Below are 16,880 nucleotides of genomic sequence, written 5' to 3'. Positions count from 1 at the left end.
TAGACTTCTATCACAATTAGTTTAAAGGAGAAATCGTGGTCACTGACGAGTTATTAATCAGCCCTTTTATTAAACGTAATGGCATTACACTCACCGTTGTTGGGGCGGTGAGTTTAGTAACTAGCTTAATTATTTTTATCGGGTTTAAAGGCTTTTTTGTGCCCGGTATGCTGTGCTTTGCCTTGGGTTCAGTTGCGCTGGTTTTAGGTGTCTCCAAAGTGTACCAGCCAGCCGTCAGTTTTAAGCTAACCACAGCAGGCGTAGCATTTTTTCATCGCCGCGGACAAGTGTTTATTGAATGGCACAATATTCAACGACTTGATAATGTGCGAGTAAATCAAAACATGGAGTTAATTGAACTGCCTTATATTGGCGTCAAGCTTAAACACATTAATCCCGTTTTAGATTGTATTTCACTGCGCTTGGCCACCGGATTACTGACCGAGCAGCGGCCACTATTAATGACAGCGGCCACCCAGGATGAAGACTTACAAAGTTTAGAAGGCTATTTAGGTGCTGAGTTCACTCCGTTAGTGGTTAACGGTGAACGTTATCGTGGGGTACTGGCTATGTTTGGCCATCGTTGTCAAACGTTGAATGAACAGTTGGGTTACCATGTGTATTTATCGATTGATAGTTTAGACCGAGACCCTAAAGAATTTGTGGCGTTGTTGCGTCAATGGCAACAACAAGCTCAAACCAGTGATGATCAATAGGCATTGGTTTGGGCGTTAAGTGATGAACTGGACGGATTTTTATCGAAAATATGTTATTGGGTTACAAGGGCAACTGACTAAGCTCACTTCATCAAACGAAGTTTATCGTGGATGTGGTTAATATTGTGCCAGCTCATTAACAGGCAGCCTCCTTAACTATTGGTAATTCACCACATTATCGATGGCCTCTTTAGACAAACCATCGCAAGTTAGCTGACATAATATTGATAACCGTTGGCCCTATTATTGTGCAAGTTAAAGCTGCAAGTAAAATGCCTGCCGAAGCCACTCGTTAGGCGGTTGTGAGAGGATCGCGGTGACGATAACCTAAAAACTGACCAACATCTAAAATTTCAATGTTTTCACAATATGCATCACCTTCAAAAATACCTTGATCATGAAGCGTTATTTTTTTACAGCGTGCCTTGCCAGTTAATTGCCCAGCAATCATCAACTCGCGACATAAGACATCACCATCGACGGTGCCGCTCGGTTCAATGGTCACATTGCCTTGTGCTTTGATATCGCCACTGACATGGCCCGCAATGAGCACATCACCGCTGAAAATGAGTTTACCGGTTAAATGGCATTCTTGCGCGATAAAGCTTAGTGAGTTAGCAGGTTTTTTTTGACCAAACATCTTAGTGCTCTTATGTCTACGTTGAGAGGGTAATATAGCGCTAAAGGCTAATGAACAAAACCAAAATCGCTGACCGAATACTTAATATCTTTCTACGCTTTGGGAGAAAAATTAGCTTGGGTGGCCGATAATTATCGCATCCGCAGGGCAAGGGGACACGCAAGCACCGCAACCGTTACAGGCGTCAGTATCTATAACGGGTTTAGGCACTTGTCCTACCGCCATGATAAAGCTAATTGCGCGCGGATCGCAGGCATCTTTACAGCTCTGGCACCAGACGCCTTCATAGGTTAAGCAATTCTCTTTTATGCTGGCGGTAATTGACCAAGGTAAGGATTGAGCGCGTTCAAACACTGGTTCTGGACATGCATCAACACATTTCTGGCAAAACGTGCATTCACCAAGGCTAAAATCTATTTCAGGAAAGCCACCATCGCCTTGTTTGATAATACTTGTTTCGCATGCGGTAATGCATTTATCGCAGCGGGTACAATTGTCGGTAAACAGTTGGTCTGTTTTTATCCAAGGCGGACGGATAACATTAGTTTTTCTGCGACTAAATAGATTCCGACGACTTTGATCGATGCTTTGACTCATTATTATCCCAATTAGACCGAAACGGACTTGCTGCAGCCAATATTAGCATTAGCTGCAGCAAAAAATTGTTAAGTGCTTGGCAATTTATAACCATCAGGATTAGTTGATTGCCACTTCCAACTGCTATTGGCCATGTCCTCTACTGAGTGGCTTGCACGCCAGTTAAGCTCTGTCGCGGCAAAACTAGGGTCTGCATAGCAGGCTGCAATATCACCTGGACGGCGAGGACTGATTTGATAAGCAATGGTTTTACCACAGGCTTTCTCAAACGCCTTGACCATGTCTAATACACTGTAGCCTATGCCTGTACCGAGATTATAAGTCACTAATCCAGGTTTGGTTTGCAGCTTTTTCAATGCTTGTAAGTGACCCATGGCTAAATCAACAACATGAATATAATCACGCACGCCTGTGCCATCTGGAGTATTGTAGTCATCGCCAAAGACGCTTAATTTTTCACGTTTACCAACAGCAACCTGGGCAATAAAGGGCATTAAGTTGTTAGGAATATCGTTAGGATCTTCACCAATCAGGCCACTTTCGTGAGCGCCAACAGGATTGAAGTAACGTAAACGGGCGATATTCCAACTGTTATCCGAGTTGTGTAAGTCAGCTAAAATATACTCAACCATTAATTTAGATTGGCCGTAAGGGTTGGTTGCGCCTGTTGGGAAGTCTTCTTTTATGGGCAGGCTAGCAGGGTCGCCGTAAACCGTGGCCGATGAGCTAAAGACTAAGTTCTTAACGTTATTTTCTGCCATCACTTGGCATAAGATGATGGTGCCAGTAACGTTATTTTCGTAATACTTCAACGGTTTTTCTACTGACTCACCGACGGCTTTTAATCCCGCAAAATGAATGACAGACTCAATACTGTGGTCAGTAAAAACTTTTTGCAGTAAGGCTTTGTTTAAAATATCACCTTGATAAAAAGTGACATCTTTACCCGTAATAGTATGAACACGGGCTAAGGCTTCAACACTTGAATTTGATAAATTATCAACAATAATTACTTCCTGTCCGGCATTTAATAGCTCTACTACTGTGTGAGTACCAATATAGCCAGCGCCACCGGTTACTAAAATTGCCATAGATAAATCGTCCTGTGAATAAATGAGTCAAGTTCAATGGTTATTGTAAATTATCACAGTTCAATAGCCATTTAAATTATAGCCGTCATGTTGAAATCATTACGGGTCGGCTTATAAACCGCATGACAGCTTGTTCCTATCAGTGTTGGATAATTAAGCAATCGTCATATAAAACACCCTTTAATCGTGCCTGTACCCATTTGTTTACATTTCAAGCAACATATCCCAGCGACAAAAAATGGTGAGGGAGTTAACAAAACGTTAACCATGGCACACTATGTAATAACTGAAGTTGACGTAAAGTGGAGCTTATGAGTACAGCAACAAAGTATATTGCACATCAACCTGATGCCCAGGGTTACATAGATTATTCAGAACATGAGAATCAATTATGGCAACAATTGTATCAACGCCAAGTGGCCAATATGCCGGGCAAAGCCTGTCATGCTTACCTACAAGGGTTAGATGCATTAGGCATGTCTATTGATCGTATTCCACAGTTACCTGAAATTGATAAAGTGTTAATAGACGCCACAGGCTGGAAAACGGCAGCCGTGCCCGCATTAATTCCATTTGGACGTTTCTTTGAATTATTGGCCAATAAAGAATTTCCGGTAGCAACGTTTATTCGTAGCAAAGAAGAGTTTGATTATTTACAAGAACCCGATATTTTTCATGAGATATTTGGTCATTGCCCATTATTAACCAACCCATCATTTGCTCATTTCTCGCATATGTATGGTCAATTAGGGCTTGCTGCGTCAAAAGAAGAAAGGGTCTTTTTAGCACGATTATATTGGTTCACTATTGAGTTTGGTTTGGTTCAAGCGAAAAATGAGCCTTTAGCCATCTATGGTGGCGGTATTTTAAGTTCACCAGGAGAAACCCTGTATGCGCTAAGTGATGCACCAGAACGTAAACCTTTTGATCTACTGGATGTATTACGCACACCCTATCGTATAGATATTATGCAGCCTATTTATTACGTGATTGAAAATATTGACTACCTTGATGAAGTTGCGCGTATGGATATTATGGCAATGGTAACCAAAGCGCGTCAATTAGGCATGTTTGAGCCTAAGTTTGCCCCTAAAGTGAAAGCAAGCTAATGATTAACTGCAGCTGAGGTAAGCATCATTTGACTCGTCAGCCTGCAAGCAAGATAACCATTTAATTAAGTCAAGGAGTGTAAATGAACGCATTAACTGAGATGAAATGTGAAGCATGCCAAGCGGATGCACCTAAAGTGACCGATGCTGAATTAGCTGAGCTTATCGGTATGATCCCCGATTGGGGCGTGGAAGTTCGTGACGGTATTATGCAGCTGGAGCGGGTATATAAATTCAAAAACTTTAAATTGGCCATGGCTTTTACCAATAAATTGGCCGATTTAGCTGAGGCTGAATTTCACCACCCTGGGATCTTAACTGAATGGGGTAAAGTGACGGTGACCTGGTGGTCACATTCCATTAAAGGGCTCCATAAGAATGATTTTATTATGGCAGCCAAGAGCGACCAGTTGCTGTAGATTAATGACGATCACCATCGATTTCAGTATATTACGTTAACGTAATATGCTGAAATAATTGCTCTGTTACAATTCTGCTGTAAACTTCACTTGCCACCGAAGCCATATCCCTCTAACGTTATGCCAAATTTCCGAAACAAACCTTAAATAAATAGGGAATCGTTACATTATGCGTTTGGAAGTCAGCTGTATTGATCGCGTGGGTTTAGCGAAAGACATCCTCGTCGTGCTTGAAAATCACGGCATTAACTTAATGGCTATTGATGCCAGTAATCGGGGTTTCTTATTTCTGCAATTTGCTGAGATTAGTTTTGAAACACTGCGCGAGTTAATGCCGCAAATCCGCAAGGTTGAAAGTGTAAATGATGTTCGTACTGTGTCATTTATGCCATCAGAGCAAGAGCATTACGCTCTAAAAACCTTACTTAAAACCTTACCTGATTCAGTCTTTTCAACCGATGCTAAAGGTCGGATCCGCATTGCTAATGAGTCAGCGTTATTGACGCTCGGTATGGGTGAACATGAGGTAGTGGGTGAGTCACTTAATCATTGGGTACAAGGGTTTAACGTTGCCCGTTGGATGAGCGAAACGCCGGTATTGGCTCAGGCGACTCGGGTGCAAATTAATGGCAGTGAATATCTAGCCGAAATGCTGCCAATTTTCTTGCCTGATGATAATGACAAAACGATTTTAGCCGGTGCGGTTATCTCGCTGAAATCGCCAGCCCGAGTGGGTAAACAGTTTAATGCACTGCAAAATCAGACTACTGGGTTTGATAACGTATTAGCCGTTAGTGACAAAATGAAAGAGATACTCAAGCAAGCAAAACGGATGGCGCAACTAGATGCCCCCTTGCTGATCACCGGTGAAACCGGCACAGGTAAAGAGCTAATGGCTCGTGCTAGTCATGATGCTAGCATGCGCCGTGAACATCCTTTCATTGCCATTAATTGTGCCGCGCTGCCTGATAGCGTTGCAGAAGAAGAATTATTTGGCTTTGTCAGTAATGGCACTGTCGTTAAACGCGGTCTATTTGAAGAAGCCAAAGGCGGGACTGTGTTTCTTGATGAAATTGCTGAGATGTCCAAAGCGGCGCAAGTCAAATTACTGCGTTTATTGCAAGACGGAACCTTTAGGCGGATTGGCGGTGATGAAGAAGTGCGCGCTGATGTGCGGATTATCTGTTCAACCCAAAAACATTTAGCTGAACTTTGCCAAACCGGCGAATTTCGAGAAGATTTATATTATCGTATTCATGTACTCAGTTATCACATGCCATCACTGCGTGAGCGCCGTGTGGATGTGATCCCGTTAACTGAAATGTTTCTAGAACATTATAGTCAGCAGTTATCGAGTCCCTTAAGGCGTATTTCGGCAAGCTGTCGTGATTACCTGTTTACCTATGCGTGGCCGGGTAATGTACGTCAATTGAAAAATGCGATTTTTAGAGCGGTGTCGATGTGGGACGGTTCAACTGAATTGACGGTCGAGCAGCTTAAATTACCATCCTATGCTGAAGGCTTTGGTTACTTCGATGAGGAATTTGAAGGCACCCTAGACCAAGCCATGAAAGAATACGAAGCAGGTTTATTGCGTCGGTTATACCCTGCGTACCCAAGTACACGCCAATTAGCAAAAAAACTTGGGGTATCGCATACCGCCATTGCCAATAAATTACGCGATTACAGTATTAGTAAAAAAAAGTAATGTAACGATTTAATGCCAACTATTTTGATGGCATTTTAGTCACCTTAACGCTGTAAATCAGTGTTTTCGATTATTTTATATTAAAGTAACCAATAATTTACAAATATCCATTAATGCCAGCAAAATGTGATTTAGCATACGCTATAGGCTTTTTTGCTGTGATGGGTTATTTGTATGATCAAATTGAGCGTGTAGTGTGGATTATCCGCCACGTTCATCCAGTATTTAGGAGCCATAATGAAACTTGCAAGTTATCACAACGGACGTCGCGACGGCCAATTGATGTTAGTCAGTAGAGATTTAACCAAAGCGGTCGCTGTACCTGCTATTGCCCATACAATGCAGCAATTACTTGATGCTTGGGATTTATTGTATCCACAATTAAATGAACTTTATGAAGCGCTTAACGATGGCCAAATGGACAATGCAGCCGATTTTGATGAAGCACGTTGTTTATCTCCGTTACCTCGTGCATACCAGTGGGCCGATGGTAGTGCCTATGTGAATCACGTTGAACTGGTGCGTAAAGCACGTGGCGCTGAAATGCCAGCATCATTTTGGACGGATCCTTTAGTCTATCAGGGCGGTTCAGACTGTTTCATTGCCCCTAAAGCCAATATCGAAGTGACAAGTGAAGAGTATGGAATTGATTTTGAATCAGAAATCGCCATCATTACCGATGATGTTGCCATGGGTGTTAGCAGCGAAAATGCCACTAAACACATCAAATTATTGATGTTAGTCAACGACGTATCACTGCGCAACTTGATCCCCGGCGAGTTAGGTAAAGGGTTTGGTTTTTTCCAATCTAAGCCATCAAGTGCATTTTCGCCTATTGCTATTACCCCAGATGAATTAGCTGATAAATGGCAAGACAGTAAAGTACATTTACCATTGGTCACCCACTTAAATGGTGAATTGTTTGGCCGCCCCAATGCGGGTGTTGATATGACCTTTAACTTTAGTCAGTTAGTGGAACACGTGGCTAAAACGCGTCCATTAGGTAGCGGGGCTATTATTGGTTCTGGCACCATTTCAAATTATGATCGCAGTGCGGGTTCAAGCTGTTTGGCGGAAAAGCGTATGCTTGAAATTATTGCCGATGGTAAAGCATCAACATCCTTTATGCACTTTGGCGACAGCGTTCGTATTGAAATGTTTGATGACAACGGTGTGAGTATTTTTGGCTCTATTGATCAAAAAGTGGTTGAGTACAAAGCCTAAGATTATTGCAGTGATATAAATCGACATAAAAAGGCAATAGCGATAAATCGTTATTGCCTTTTTTAATCATAAAACAACAGGGATATTGACATGAAACTCTACGGCTATTGGCGTTCAAGTGCGGCTTATCGGGTGCGGATTGCGTTAAATTTAAAACAGTTAACGGCAGAGCATATTTCGGTGCATTTAGTGAATAATGGCGGTGAACAAAACTCTGCAATATATCATCAACTCAATCCGCAGCATTTAGTGCCGGTATTGGTTGATAACGGTGAGCAAGGTGAACTGACATTGTCACAATCACTGGCCATTATCGAGTTTCTTGAAGACAAGTATCCGCAACATAACTTGCTTCCAACCAATATTGAAGATCGTGCCATTGTGCGCAGTATGGCCCAAGCGATTGCATGTGAAATTCACCCTTTAGATAACTTGCGAGTATTACAATATTTAGTCAATGAAATGGGTGTGTCAGAAGCCGATAAAATGCGCTGGTATCATCATTGGATCCACCTTGGTTTTACTGCGTTAGAAGTACAACTAAGTCACCACTGCGGACGTTTCTGTTTTGGTGATAAGCCTTCACTGGCCGATATTTGTCTGATCCCACAAGTATATAATGCCAAGCGCTTTAATCTTGACCTTGCAGCATATCCAAATATTGTCAGCATTTGGGATGAGTGCCAACAATTAGCGGCCTTTGCTGATGCAGCACCAGAGCAACAGCATGATGCCAGCTAGTCAGCGAACGTTACATCCATTGAAGCCAGATGACTTAGCTGGGCAGTTATCGACATGGTTGCAAGATGATGCTCAGCGTCTGCATGCCTTGCACATTTGCCGTGCGGTGTTACAACCACTTTATATTACAGATTGGTATATCGCTGCAGGCTTTGTGCGTAATTTGGTATGGGATAAATTACACAAGTTTAAGCCGCAGCCGTTAAATGATATTGATGTTATATATTGGTGTGATATCAATGTGTCAGTGGAGCGAGACCGCGCCATTGAAGCCGAACTTAGGCAGCGAGCAGATTTACCCTGGTCAGTTAAAAATCAAGCCAGAATGCATGTTAAACATGGCGATCCTGCTTATTCCTCGTGCCTTGACGCCATGTCTTATTGGCCTGAAAAACAAACTGCTGTGGGTGTTAAGTTAGTCAATGTTAATGTCGATAACTCCACAGCGTTAACCCTAAGCTCGCCTTCTATTTCAATCAATGAGCATGAGATAAGCGTGGATGCTGTTTTTGGATTAGAAGGTCTTTTTGCTCTCACGTTATGTGCCAACCCCAAGCGTGATATTAGTGTTTTTGAATCCAGACTAGTTCAAAAAAACTGGCTAACCCAATACCCTAAGTTAACGAAGCTCAACGAGGGGAAATAGCTGTTAGAGACCATTTAATATCACGATCTGAGCTTAACGATTAAGTTATCTTCAGTCACGGCTATTTATCACTCAACACCCCGTTCTTGCCTCGCACTTTTCCTTAATATGAGATTCAGATGCAGATCCACTTTGTGAAACTTGTGATCCAAATCAAGTATATTTGAACAAAGCACTACCACTTTAGAGGTATTCTGTTTTAACTGATCTAGATCAATGTTATTCATCAATGACTTAGGTAGGTTGACTGCGAATGTTGAGGATGCAATTGATTTGCATCCGGTTGTCATTACCAAGGAGTGTTAAAAAATGAATAAGAAAATTACCCTAAGTTTAGTTGCCGTTTCTTTATTAACTGCTGGTTTATCATTTGGCGCCGCAGCCCATCAAGCCGGTGACATTATTGTTCGGGCTGGTGTGGCGATGGTAGCCCCTAATGAGTCGAGCCCTGTAGTGGCCAATATTGCTGAATTTGGCGTTGATAGTGATGTGCAGTTAGGGCTAAATTTTGGTTATATGTTAACTGATAATGTTGGTATTGAATTATTGGCCGCATCGCCTTTTAGCCACGATGTGTCACTGGGCGAATTAGGTAAAATAGCTGACTCTAAGCAATTGCCTCCGACACTGGTAGCACAATATTACTTTGGTGATCCACAATCGGCTTTGCGTCCTTATATTGGTTTAGGGGTTAACTTTACTAATTTCTATGACAATGAATTTACTCAAGAAGCGAAAGATCTTGGTTTAAATAATTTAAGTTTATCTAACTCTTGGGGCTTGGCAGGTCAAGTTGGACTTGATTATCAAATTGACAAAAGATGGTTAGTTAATGCGTCCGTGTGGTATGCACAAATCTCAACCGACGTGAGCTTTGATTTAGGCGCGGATCATGTGGTAGTGGAGACCGATATTGATCCATGGGTTTATATGATAAGTGTGGGTTATACTTATTAAGCGACAGTAATAAATAAGCAAGAATAAGCAAAAATAAAGCAAAATAAGTGTAGCTAAAGTAAGTTAAGTGAAGCTAAAGTAAGAGTATAAAAAAACAGGAACTAATATGTTCCTGTTTTTATTGGTATGAATTACTTGGTTTTTTTACGCGGTTTCCAATGACGGGTATTATAAATATATTCAGGTAATAATCGATTCATCCACGCAACAACACGCCAACGTTTAGTGACATATACTCGCCGTTTACCTTTTTTAAGGGCGGTTAATATTTGTTTGGCAACCTTGTCTATCGGCGACAATAAAAATGCAGTGTTGAGTAACATAGCCTTGTCAAATAACCCTAATTGAATATCGCTGATGGTAATGGGCAATTTCAATCGTTGCGCATGCATGCACAAACCTTGTAGATAATTAACCGCAAACGCTTTAGATGCATGGTAAGCCACATTTGGTCCACCGCGCTGGCCGGCAATAGAGTTAATAGCGGCGAGTTGACCATAACCTTGTTGGCACATTAATTTAAAAATACAGTTACTGATGGCGGCAAATCCTCTGACATTCACATCAATAATATGTTGTTCAATCGGCCAAGGTAGCGTGGCATCGTAGTGATTCACACCCGTATTCACTATCACTAGATGAGCGCCATTGTGTTGCTCCCATGCCGTGGTGAGCTGCTCAATTAACCGTTCAGGTTGGCCAATACTTAAAGGGTATACAGTCACTTCCCCAGGTAAGGTTTGGCAAAATTCAGTTAGCTGATCAGCTTCTGGTACAAAAAGTACTAGGGATACGTTTTGTTCAGATAGCTGCCGTGCAAGCGCTTGGCTTAATTGCGAACTGGCACCAATAATCATTGCTGTCGCGGTAGACGTCGTTGTCAACATAGTAAACATCATCGTAATATGGTGCCTTATAATAGGAATATCAGTTATTGATAACAAGCAGGAAAATTTTTCGACTAAGACGTGTAGACTTCTAGACATCCTTGTGTATGATAAAAGCTGTTAACCGTGAGCGCTTGGTACTCACGGCCATGATAGGGTAGTCGAGCATGCTACAAGCCTTATAGACAGGTAGATCATTATTTTTTTAACATAATGTGACGATGATAATGCAGATGTTTGGGCGGTTTTTTAGGCAAAAATTTATATCGGTTTTGTGATCTCAATCGGTAATAAATGCAGGGTTAAATACGTTAATTATGTCTGCACATTCTATGTAAGTCGGTTAAGCGACGATATGATCGTTACGACAAGCTCATTGTTAAGTAAGATGCTTATGGTTACAAACGCAAGATAATTTGTTTAATCCACACAAAAGGTAACAAGTATGCCGGTTCGAATTCCAGATAACCTGCCAGCGGCAAGTATTTTAGAGTCAGAAAATATCTTTGTGATGTCAGAAACCCGTGCAGCCAATCAGGACATTCGTCCAATGCGGGTATTAATCTTGAATTTAATGCCTAATAAAATCGAAACAGAAACCCAACTATTACGTTTACTGGGTAACACACCATTGCAGGTTGGGGTTGATTTATTACGCATTCATGATAAAGAATCGAAGCACACTTCAGTGGACCACATGAATACTTTTTATCGTGATTTTGAAGACATCAGACATAACAATTACGATGGCTTGATTATTACGGGCGCGCCGCTAGGGCAAATTGATTTTAAAGATGTTGAATATTGGGACCATATTCGCGAGATTATTGATTGGTCTCAACAACATGTGACATCAGTATTATTTCTGTGTTGGGCTGCTCATGCTGGTTTTTATCATCTATATGATTTGCACCGTCGGTTATTAGCGAACAAACGTACAGGGGTATTTAATCATCGCCGAACCAGCGACCCGCATCCATTATTACGTGGTTTTGATGATGAATTTTTTGCGCCGCATTCACGATTTGCTGAAATGGACATCGAACAAGTTCGCCAACATCCTGATTTAGAAGTGTTGGCAGAATCTGATGAAGCTGGGGCCTATATTGTGCTCAGTCGCGATAACCATAATGTGTTTGTTATGGGCCATCCTGAGTATCAAAAAGACACGTTAAACGAAGAATATGTCCGCGATGTGGGCCAGGGACTTAACCCTGATATTCCCAAAAATTATTACCGTCAAGATGATCCCAATCAAGATCCTATTGTCCGTTGGCATAGCCATGGCAGTTTATTAGTCAGTAATTGGCTTAACTATTACGTTTATCAGTTAACGCCTTATGATTTATCAGACATGAATGCCAAAACGCCATGGGAAAATAAAAAATAACCTAGTGATATATTGATCAACTAACTAACCAATTTACTTAACCTTAACTCGGGTTTGAAGATGGGGTTACTTACATTGGGGCTATTACGCGATAACGTGTAGTAGCCTTTTGTTTCTCTGACATTCAGATAATTGTGACTCGAGTGAATGTCGATTTTGGCTGAAGTTCGATGACTAAAAGCCTACCGAGCTCCATTTCTTCCGGTAGACTTACCTTATAGATATACCTCATAGACTAAAGTTTAATTCAGTTATCCTCAGTAACACCTATAGCTAATAACGCTATTACAAACAGTTAATTAGTTATCAATTCCGATCTGTTTTTATCAAGTGTAAATCTTCAATGACAACTCAGTGAGATTAACATCACAGTTTAGACCATTTTTTACTTGCTTTACGTTCGCGTCAACGTCAGAGTGATATTCATATTATTGATGTTAATTTTTACGCGCAGTAAATTGGAGTGGTTATGAGTACAGAGCAAACAGGTCAAGATATCGTTATTGTTGCTGCGAAGCGTACACCAATGGGTGGGTTTCAAGGGGCGTTATCTGAAGTGGCATCTCCGGTATTAGCTGCTACCGCGATTAAAGGCTTATTAGCCCAAACGGGTGTGAGTGACAATAGCGTCGACGAAGTATTAATGGGTTGTGTATTACCAGCAGGTCTTGGACAGGCGCCCGCTCGCCAAGCCACTCTGGGGGCTGGTTTACCTTTTAGCGTAGGCGCAACTACGGTCAATAAAGTCTGTGGTTCAGGCATGAAAGCGGTCATGTTAGCCCACGATTTAATTAAAGCGGGTAGCAATAATGTGGTTATTGCGGGAGGCATGGAAAACATGAGCCAGGCACCATACTTACTCGACAAAGCGCGCAGTGGGATGCGTATGGGCCACGGTAAAGTCATCGACCACATGTTTTTAGACGGTCTTGAAGATGCTTACACTGGCGGCGCTATGGGCACGTTTGCGCAAAAAACGGCCGACGACTTTGGCTTAACTCGCCAACAAATGGACGCGTTTGCCTTGGCTTCACTAGAAAAAGCCAATCGTGCGATTCAGTCAGGCGCATTTAAAGACGAAGTGGTACCCGTTCATATCAGCACTCGCCGCGGCGATGTCACCGTTGATACTGACGAGCAGCCCGGTAACGCGCGGCCAGAAAAAATCCCAACACTGCGTGCCGCTTTTACCAAAGACGGCACCATCACCGCAGCCAATTCAAGTTCAATATCAGATGGCGCAGCAGCATTAATGTTGATGACCCGAGACAAAGCACAACAACTTGGCTTAAACGTATTAGCCACCATCAAAGGCCACACCACTCATTCACAAGAACCATCAATGTTTACCACCGCACCTGTAGGCGCGATGCAAAAATTGTTCGAAAAAGTGCAGTGGAATAAAGGCGATGTCGATTTATATGAAATCAACGAAGCTTTTGCCATGGTGAGCATGTTAGCGATTTCAGAACTAGGCTTAGATGCCAACAAAGTCAACGTTAATGGCGGTGCCTGTGCGTTAGGCCATCCTATTGGTTGTTCTGGTGCGCGTTTATTAGTCACACTGATTTATGCCTTAAAAGCTCGTGGCTTAAAACGTGGTGTGGCATCGTTATGCATTGGTGGCGGTGAAGCCACCGCCATGGCTATAGAAGTGTAAAAATCAACATTAGCTAAGCTCAACAAGGCATTAGTTCAACAACACTACCGCACAGGTAGAAGCAAACGCAGCCACATTAAATGTGATACTGACAACCATAATAATCCGCATTACCTGTGCAGTAACTCAATACGAGTGATGTTATTCACTCACAAGATATTCAAGGATCGAGGAAAGCAACATGATCACACAAGTTAAGCATTATATTGATGGCGAATTCACTCATGGTTGCGGCGATCGCAATATTGACGTCACCAACCCAGCCAACAATACGGTTATCGCAAAAATTAACTGCGCTACTACTGCCGAAGTAGAGCAGGCCATTCACAGTGCCAAAGAAGCGTTTAAAACCTGGAAAGAAGTCCCCGTGTCTGAACGTGCGCGGGTCATGTTGCGTTACCAACATTTACTTAAAGAACATCACGACGAATTGGCGACGATTTTGGCTCAAGAGACAGGTAAAACCTTTGAAGATGCTAAAGGTGATGTATGGCGCGGTATTGAAGTGGCCGAACATGCTTGTGGTGTTGCAACATTAATGATGGGCGAAACCGTTGAAAACGTCGCCCGTAATATCGATACCTATAGCTACACTCAACCCTTGGGTGTATGCGCCGGTATTACCCCGTTTAACTTTCCCGCAATGATCCCGTTATGGATGTTCCCGTTATCGATTGCTTGTGGTAATACCTTTATTTTAAAACCATCTGAACAAGATCCTATGACGCCACAACGTTTAGTGGAATTGTTTGTTGAAGCTGGTGCGCCAAAAGGCGTATTACAACTTATCCATGGCGACAAGACAGCAGTCGACATTTTGCTAAGAGACCCAGTCATTAAAGCGATTTCGTTTGTGGGCTCAGTGGGGGTTGGCCAATATATTTATAAAACCGGTACTGACAACCTAAAACGCGTGCAAGCCTTCGCGGGGGCTAAAAACCACTGCGTGATCATGCCTGATGCGAACAAGCAGCAAGTGATCAATAACATGGTTGGCGCCTCTGTTGGCGCAGCTGGTCAGCGTTGTATGGCGATTTCAGTAGCGATTTTTGTCGGTAAAGCCAAAGAGTGGATCCCAGAATTAAAACAAGCGTTAGCCAAGGTCCGTCCGGGTTTATGGGATGACAAAGACGCAGCCTATGGCCCTGTCATTAGCCCAGCAGCTAAAGTACGGGTGCTGAAATTAATTGCCCAAGGTAAAGCCGAAGGCGCTGAATGTTTACTCGATGGTAGTGACTTTACGGTTGCAGGGTATGAGTCAGGTAACTGGGTTGGCCCAACCATGTTTACCAATGTCACCACCGACATGAGCATTTACAAAGAAGAAATATTTGGCCCCGTCCTGTGTTGTATGGAAGCCGAAAATTTAGACGATGCTATCGAGCTGGTGAACAATAGCCCTTATGGCAATGGTACCTCAATCTTTACCGCCTCGGGCGGCGCGGCCCGTAAATATCAACACGAAATTGAAGTTGGCCAAGTGGGCATTAACGTGCCAATTCCAGTGCCATTACCCTTCTTTTCATTTACCGGTTGGAAAGGCAGTTTCTATGGTGATCAACACGCTTATGGCAAACAAGCTGTGCGTTTTTGCACCGAAACTAAAACCATTACCTCGCGCTGGTTTGATGCAGAAGCCGTTAGCGGCCCTAACATGAGCATTGATCTCAAATAAGCTCCACTGGGGTTAGTATCCATTTGTCGCGATAGTTTATTGATTTATCGCGGCAACATTTATCTGCCAACACAACAAGACAATGTTGACTCGCGCCATTTTATGATGGTGTAGCAAGACCAGACACTATAATGGTTAAGCAGCTTAAGCTGCAGGCGGGCAAAAGATCAAATGACCCAAGAGTCATCCAAGACAATAACAGGAGTCCAGCATGGATTTTAATTTAAATGAAGATCAGCGTCAGTTTGCTGATTTAGCCCGTCAATTTGCCGCAGAACAACTCGCGCCATTCGCCGCCAAGTGGGACGAAGAGCATCATTTTCCTAAAGACGTGATTCAAAAAGCCGGCGAGCTAGGGTTTTGTTCATTGTATTCGCCTGAATCTGAAGGTGGCATGGGCTTATCTCGCTTAGACGCCTCGATTATTTTTGAAGAATTAGCCCATGGCTGTACCACCACTACGGCGATGTTAACCATTCATAATATGGCCACTTGGATGGTCACTACTTGGGGCACTGAAACCCTACGTCAACAGTGGTCTGAAGGCTTAACTACCGGACAATTATTGGCTTCATACTGTTTAACTGAGTCTGGCGCTGGCAGTGATGCTGCATCACTGCAAACTAAAGCCGTGCGTGACGGTGATGATTACCTGATCACAGGATCGAAAATGTTTATTTCAGGCGCCGGAGAAACCGAGCTTTTGGTGGTGATGTGCCGCACTGGTGAGCCAGGCCCTAAAGGCATTTCAGCCATTGCGGTACCAGCTGATGCCGCTGGAGTAACCTATGGTAAAGCAGAAGATAAAATGGGCTGGAACGCTCAGCCAACAAAAATGATAAGTTTTGAAAACGTACGTGTGCCAGCGGCCAATTTACTCGGTGAAGAAGGCCAAGGCTTTACGTTTGCGATGAAAGGCTTAGACGGCGGACGGATTAACATTGCCACCTGTTCAATTGGTACCGCTCAAGCGGCATTAACCCACGCCACCCAATACATGAATGAGCGTAAACAGTTTGGTAAGCCATTAGCGGCTTTTCAAGCATTGCAGTTTAAACTTGCAGATATGGCGACTGAACTGGTTGCTGCGCGTCAAATGGTGCGTTTAGCGGCATTTAAATTAGATACCCAAGACCCTGAAGCCAGCGCCTATTGTGCCATGGCAAAACGCTTTGCCACCGATGTCGGTTTTCAAGTATGTGACAGTGCGTTGCAAATTCATGGTGGTTACGGTTACATCCGCGAATATCCATTAGAACGTCATTTCCGCGATGTACGCGTGCACCAAATTTTAGAGGGCACCAATGAGATAATGCGCTTAATTATTGCCCGTCGTTTGTTAGCCAGCGATGCTCATCCTATCCTGTAACAAACAGGTTCACTACTGACTATTCTACAACTGAATGATCCACAACTGATT

At 42.8% G+C, this 16,880-nt stretch carries 16 protein-coding genes; 12 read left to right on the top strand and 4 right to left on the bottom strand.

What is annotated here, in order from left to right:
• Nucleotides 1–35: 35 nt before the first annotated feature.
• Entirely contained in the window at nucleotides 36–716 is a 681-nt protein-coding gene (locus EGC80_RS19740) for a DUF2982 domain-containing protein (RefSeq protein ID WP_124011853.1), read from the top strand.
• A 292-nt stretch (nucleotides 717–1,008) separates the two neighbouring features.
• Here the strand turns inward: EGC80_RS19740 and EGC80_RS19735 are convergent, their stop codons facing one another.
• From EGC80_RS19735 to galE, 3 genes are all read right to left on the bottom strand, one after another.
• The gene (locus tag EGC80_RS19735) at nucleotides 1,009–1,356 is read right to left on the bottom strand and encodes a bactofilin family protein (protein WP_101032238.1); all 348 of its coding nucleotides are present in this window, start codon (nucleotides 1,354–1,356) and stop codon (nucleotides 1,009–1,011) included.
• Between the two features lie 111 nt (nucleotides 1,357–1,467).
• On the bottom strand, nucleotides 1,468–1,953 hold the full coding sequence (gene napF, locus EGC80_RS19730; RefSeq protein WP_101032237.1) for a ferredoxin-type protein NapF: 486 nt from the start codon (nucleotides 1,951–1,953) through the stop codon (nucleotides 1,468–1,470).
• A 68-nt stretch (nucleotides 1,954–2,021) separates the two neighbouring features.
• On the bottom strand, nucleotides 2,022–3,044 hold the full coding sequence (gene galE / locus EGC80_RS19725; RefSeq protein WP_124011852.1) for a UDP-glucose 4-epimerase GalE: 1,023 nt from the start codon (nucleotides 3,042–3,044) through the stop codon (nucleotides 2,022–2,024).
• 311 nt (nucleotides 3,045–3,355) lie between these two features.
• Between galE and phhA the strand changes: the two genes are divergently transcribed.
• The 7 genes from phhA to ompW all read left to right on the top strand — a co-directional run bounded on the left by phhA (nucleotide 3,356) and on the right by ompW (nucleotide 9,848).
• Nucleotides 3,356–4,153 carry a phenylalanine 4-monooxygenase gene (gene phhA / locus EGC80_RS19720; RefSeq protein WP_124011851.1) on the top strand — a complete coding sequence of 266 codons (798 nt, stop codon included), beginning with the start codon at nucleotides 3,356–3,358 and terminating at the stop codon, nucleotides 4,151–4,153.
• Between the two features lie 83 nt (nucleotides 4,154–4,236).
• Entirely contained in the window at nucleotides 4,237–4,572 is a 336-nt protein-coding gene (locus EGC80_RS19715) for a 4a-hydroxytetrahydrobiopterin dehydratase (RefSeq protein WP_124011850.1), read from the top strand.
• 169 nt (nucleotides 4,573–4,741) lie between these two features.
• Nucleotides 4,742–6,280, top strand: a complete 1,539-nt coding sequence (tyrR, locus tag EGC80_RS19710; protein WP_101032233.1) for a transcriptional regulator TyrR — start codon at nucleotides 4,742–4,744, stop codon at nucleotides 6,278–6,280.
• Between the two features lie 237 nt (nucleotides 6,281–6,517).
• Nucleotides 6,518–7,504: a fumarylacetoacetate hydrolase family protein gene (locus tag EGC80_RS19705; RefSeq protein WP_124011849.1), complete on the top strand. Its 987-nt coding sequence runs from the start codon at nucleotides 6,518–6,520 to the stop codon at nucleotides 7,502–7,504.
• 90 nt (nucleotides 7,505–7,594) lie between these two features.
• On the top strand, nucleotides 7,595–8,245 hold the full coding sequence (gene maiA, locus EGC80_RS19700) for a maleylacetoacetate isomerase (RefSeq protein ID WP_124011848.1): 651 nt from the start codon (nucleotides 7,595–7,597) through the stop codon (nucleotides 8,243–8,245).
• On the top strand, nucleotides 8,232–8,891 hold the full coding sequence (locus tag EGC80_RS19695) for a nucleotidyltransferase family protein (RefSeq protein ID WP_124011847.1): 660 nt from the start codon (nucleotides 8,232–8,234) through the stop codon (nucleotides 8,889–8,891). The genes maiA and EGC80_RS19695 overlap by 14 nt, the downstream gene beginning before the upstream one ends.
• 309 nt (nucleotides 8,892–9,200) lie before the next feature.
• Nucleotides 9,201–9,848 (top strand): outer membrane protein OmpW, encoded by a 648-nt coding sequence (ompW, locus tag EGC80_RS19690; protein WP_101032229.1) that lies wholly within the window; start codon nucleotides 9,201–9,203, stop codon nucleotides 9,846–9,848.
• Between the two features lie 131 nt (nucleotides 9,849–9,979).
• Here the strand turns inward: ompW and EGC80_RS19685 are convergent, their stop codons facing one another.
• Nucleotides 9,980–10,735 (bottom strand): SDR family NAD(P)-dependent oxidoreductase, encoded by a 756-nt coding sequence (locus EGC80_RS19685; protein ID WP_101034702.1) that lies wholly within the window; start codon nucleotides 10,733–10,735, stop codon nucleotides 9,980–9,982.
• A 445-nt stretch (nucleotides 10,736–11,180) separates the two neighbouring features.
• Between EGC80_RS19685 and metA the strand changes: the two genes are divergently transcribed.
• The 4 genes from metA (at nucleotide 11,181) to EGC80_RS19665 (ending at nucleotide 16,829) form a co-directional block, all read left to right on the top strand.
• Complete coding sequence (gene metA / locus EGC80_RS19680; RefSeq protein ID WP_101032228.1) at nucleotides 11,181–12,125, top strand: homoserine O-acetyltransferase MetA; 945 nt, start codon at nucleotides 11,181–11,183, stop codon at nucleotides 12,123–12,125.
• Between the two features lie 469 nt (nucleotides 12,126–12,594).
• Nucleotides 12,595–13,785 carry a thiolase family protein gene (locus tag EGC80_RS19675; RefSeq protein WP_124011846.1) on the top strand — a complete coding sequence of 397 codons (1,191 nt, stop codon included), beginning with the start codon at nucleotides 12,595–12,597 and terminating at the stop codon, nucleotides 13,783–13,785.
• Between the two features lie 181 nt (nucleotides 13,786–13,966).
• Nucleotides 13,967–15,460: a CoA-acylating methylmalonate-semialdehyde dehydrogenase gene (locus tag EGC80_RS19670; protein ID WP_124011845.1), complete on the top strand. Its 1,494-nt coding sequence runs from the start codon at nucleotides 13,967–13,969 to the stop codon at nucleotides 15,458–15,460.
• Nucleotides 15,461–15,671: 211 nt separating this feature from the next.
• Nucleotides 15,672–16,829 (top strand): acyl-CoA dehydrogenase family protein, encoded by a 1,158-nt coding sequence (locus EGC80_RS19665; RefSeq protein WP_124011844.1) that lies wholly within the window; start codon nucleotides 15,672–15,674, stop codon nucleotides 16,827–16,829.
• The last annotated feature ends 51 nt before the right edge of the window (nucleotides 16,830–16,880 follow it).

It is taken from the genome of Shewanella psychromarinicola, from assembly GCF_003855155.1.
Classification (GTDB): Bacteria; Pseudomonadota; Gammaproteobacteria; order Enterobacterales; family Shewanellaceae; genus Shewanella; species Shewanella psychromarinicola.
This window is presented reverse-complemented; position numbering and strand designations above follow the sequence as displayed.

Excerpts from the sequence above, each read along its gene's own strand:
- maiA (WP_124011848.1), top strand. The coding sequence starts at position 7,595 with ATGAAACTCTACGGCTATTGGCGTTCAAGTGCGGCTTATCGGGTGCGG.
- EGC80_RS19685 (WP_101034702.1), bottom strand. The coding sequence starts at position 10,735 with ATGTTGACAACGACGTCTACCGCGACAGCAATGATTATTGGTGCCAGT.
- EGC80_RS19670 (WP_124011845.1), top strand. The coding sequence starts at position 13,967 with ATGATCACACAAGTTAAGCATTATATTGATGGCGAATTCACTCATGGT.
- EGC80_RS19715 (WP_124011850.1), top strand. The coding sequence starts at position 4,237 with ATGAACGCATTAACTGAGATGAAATGTGAAGCATGCCAAGCGGATGCA.
- ompW (WP_101032229.1), top strand. The coding sequence starts at position 9,201 with ATGAATAAGAAAATTACCCTAAGTTTAGTTGCCGTTTCTTTATTAACT.
- EGC80_RS19675 (WP_124011846.1), top strand. The coding sequence starts at position 12,595 with ATGAGTACAGAGCAAACAGGTCAAGATATCGTTATTGTTGCTGCGAAG.
- EGC80_RS19705 (WP_124011849.1), top strand. The coding sequence starts at position 6,518 with ATGAAACTTGCAAGTTATCACAACGGACGTCGCGACGGCCAATTGATG.
- EGC80_RS19695 (WP_124011847.1), top strand. The coding sequence starts at position 8,232 with ATGATGCCAGCTAGTCAGCGAACGTTACATCCATTGAAGCCAGATGAC.
- tyrR (WP_101032233.1), top strand. The coding sequence starts at position 4,742 with ATGCGTTTGGAAGTCAGCTGTATTGATCGCGTGGGTTTAGCGAAAGAC.
- EGC80_RS19735 (WP_101032238.1), bottom strand. The coding sequence starts at position 1,356 with ATGTTTGGTCAAAAAAAACCTGCTAACTCACTAAGCTTTATCGCGCAA.
- phhA (WP_124011851.1), top strand. The coding sequence starts at position 3,356 with ATGAGTACAGCAACAAAGTATATTGCACATCAACCTGATGCCCAGGGT.
- metA (WP_101032228.1), top strand. The coding sequence starts at position 11,181 with ATGCCGGTTCGAATTCCAGATAACCTGCCAGCGGCAAGTATTTTAGAG.
- galE (WP_124011852.1), bottom strand. The coding sequence starts at position 3,044 with ATGGCAATTTTAGTAACCGGTGGCGCTGGCTATATTGGTACTCACACA.
- napF (WP_101032237.1), bottom strand. The coding sequence starts at position 1,953 with ATGAGTCAAAGCATCGATCAAAGTCGTCGGAATCTATTTAGTCGCAGA.
- EGC80_RS19665 (WP_124011844.1), top strand. The coding sequence starts at position 15,672 with ATGGATTTTAATTTAAATGAAGATCAGCGTCAGTTTGCTGATTTAGCC.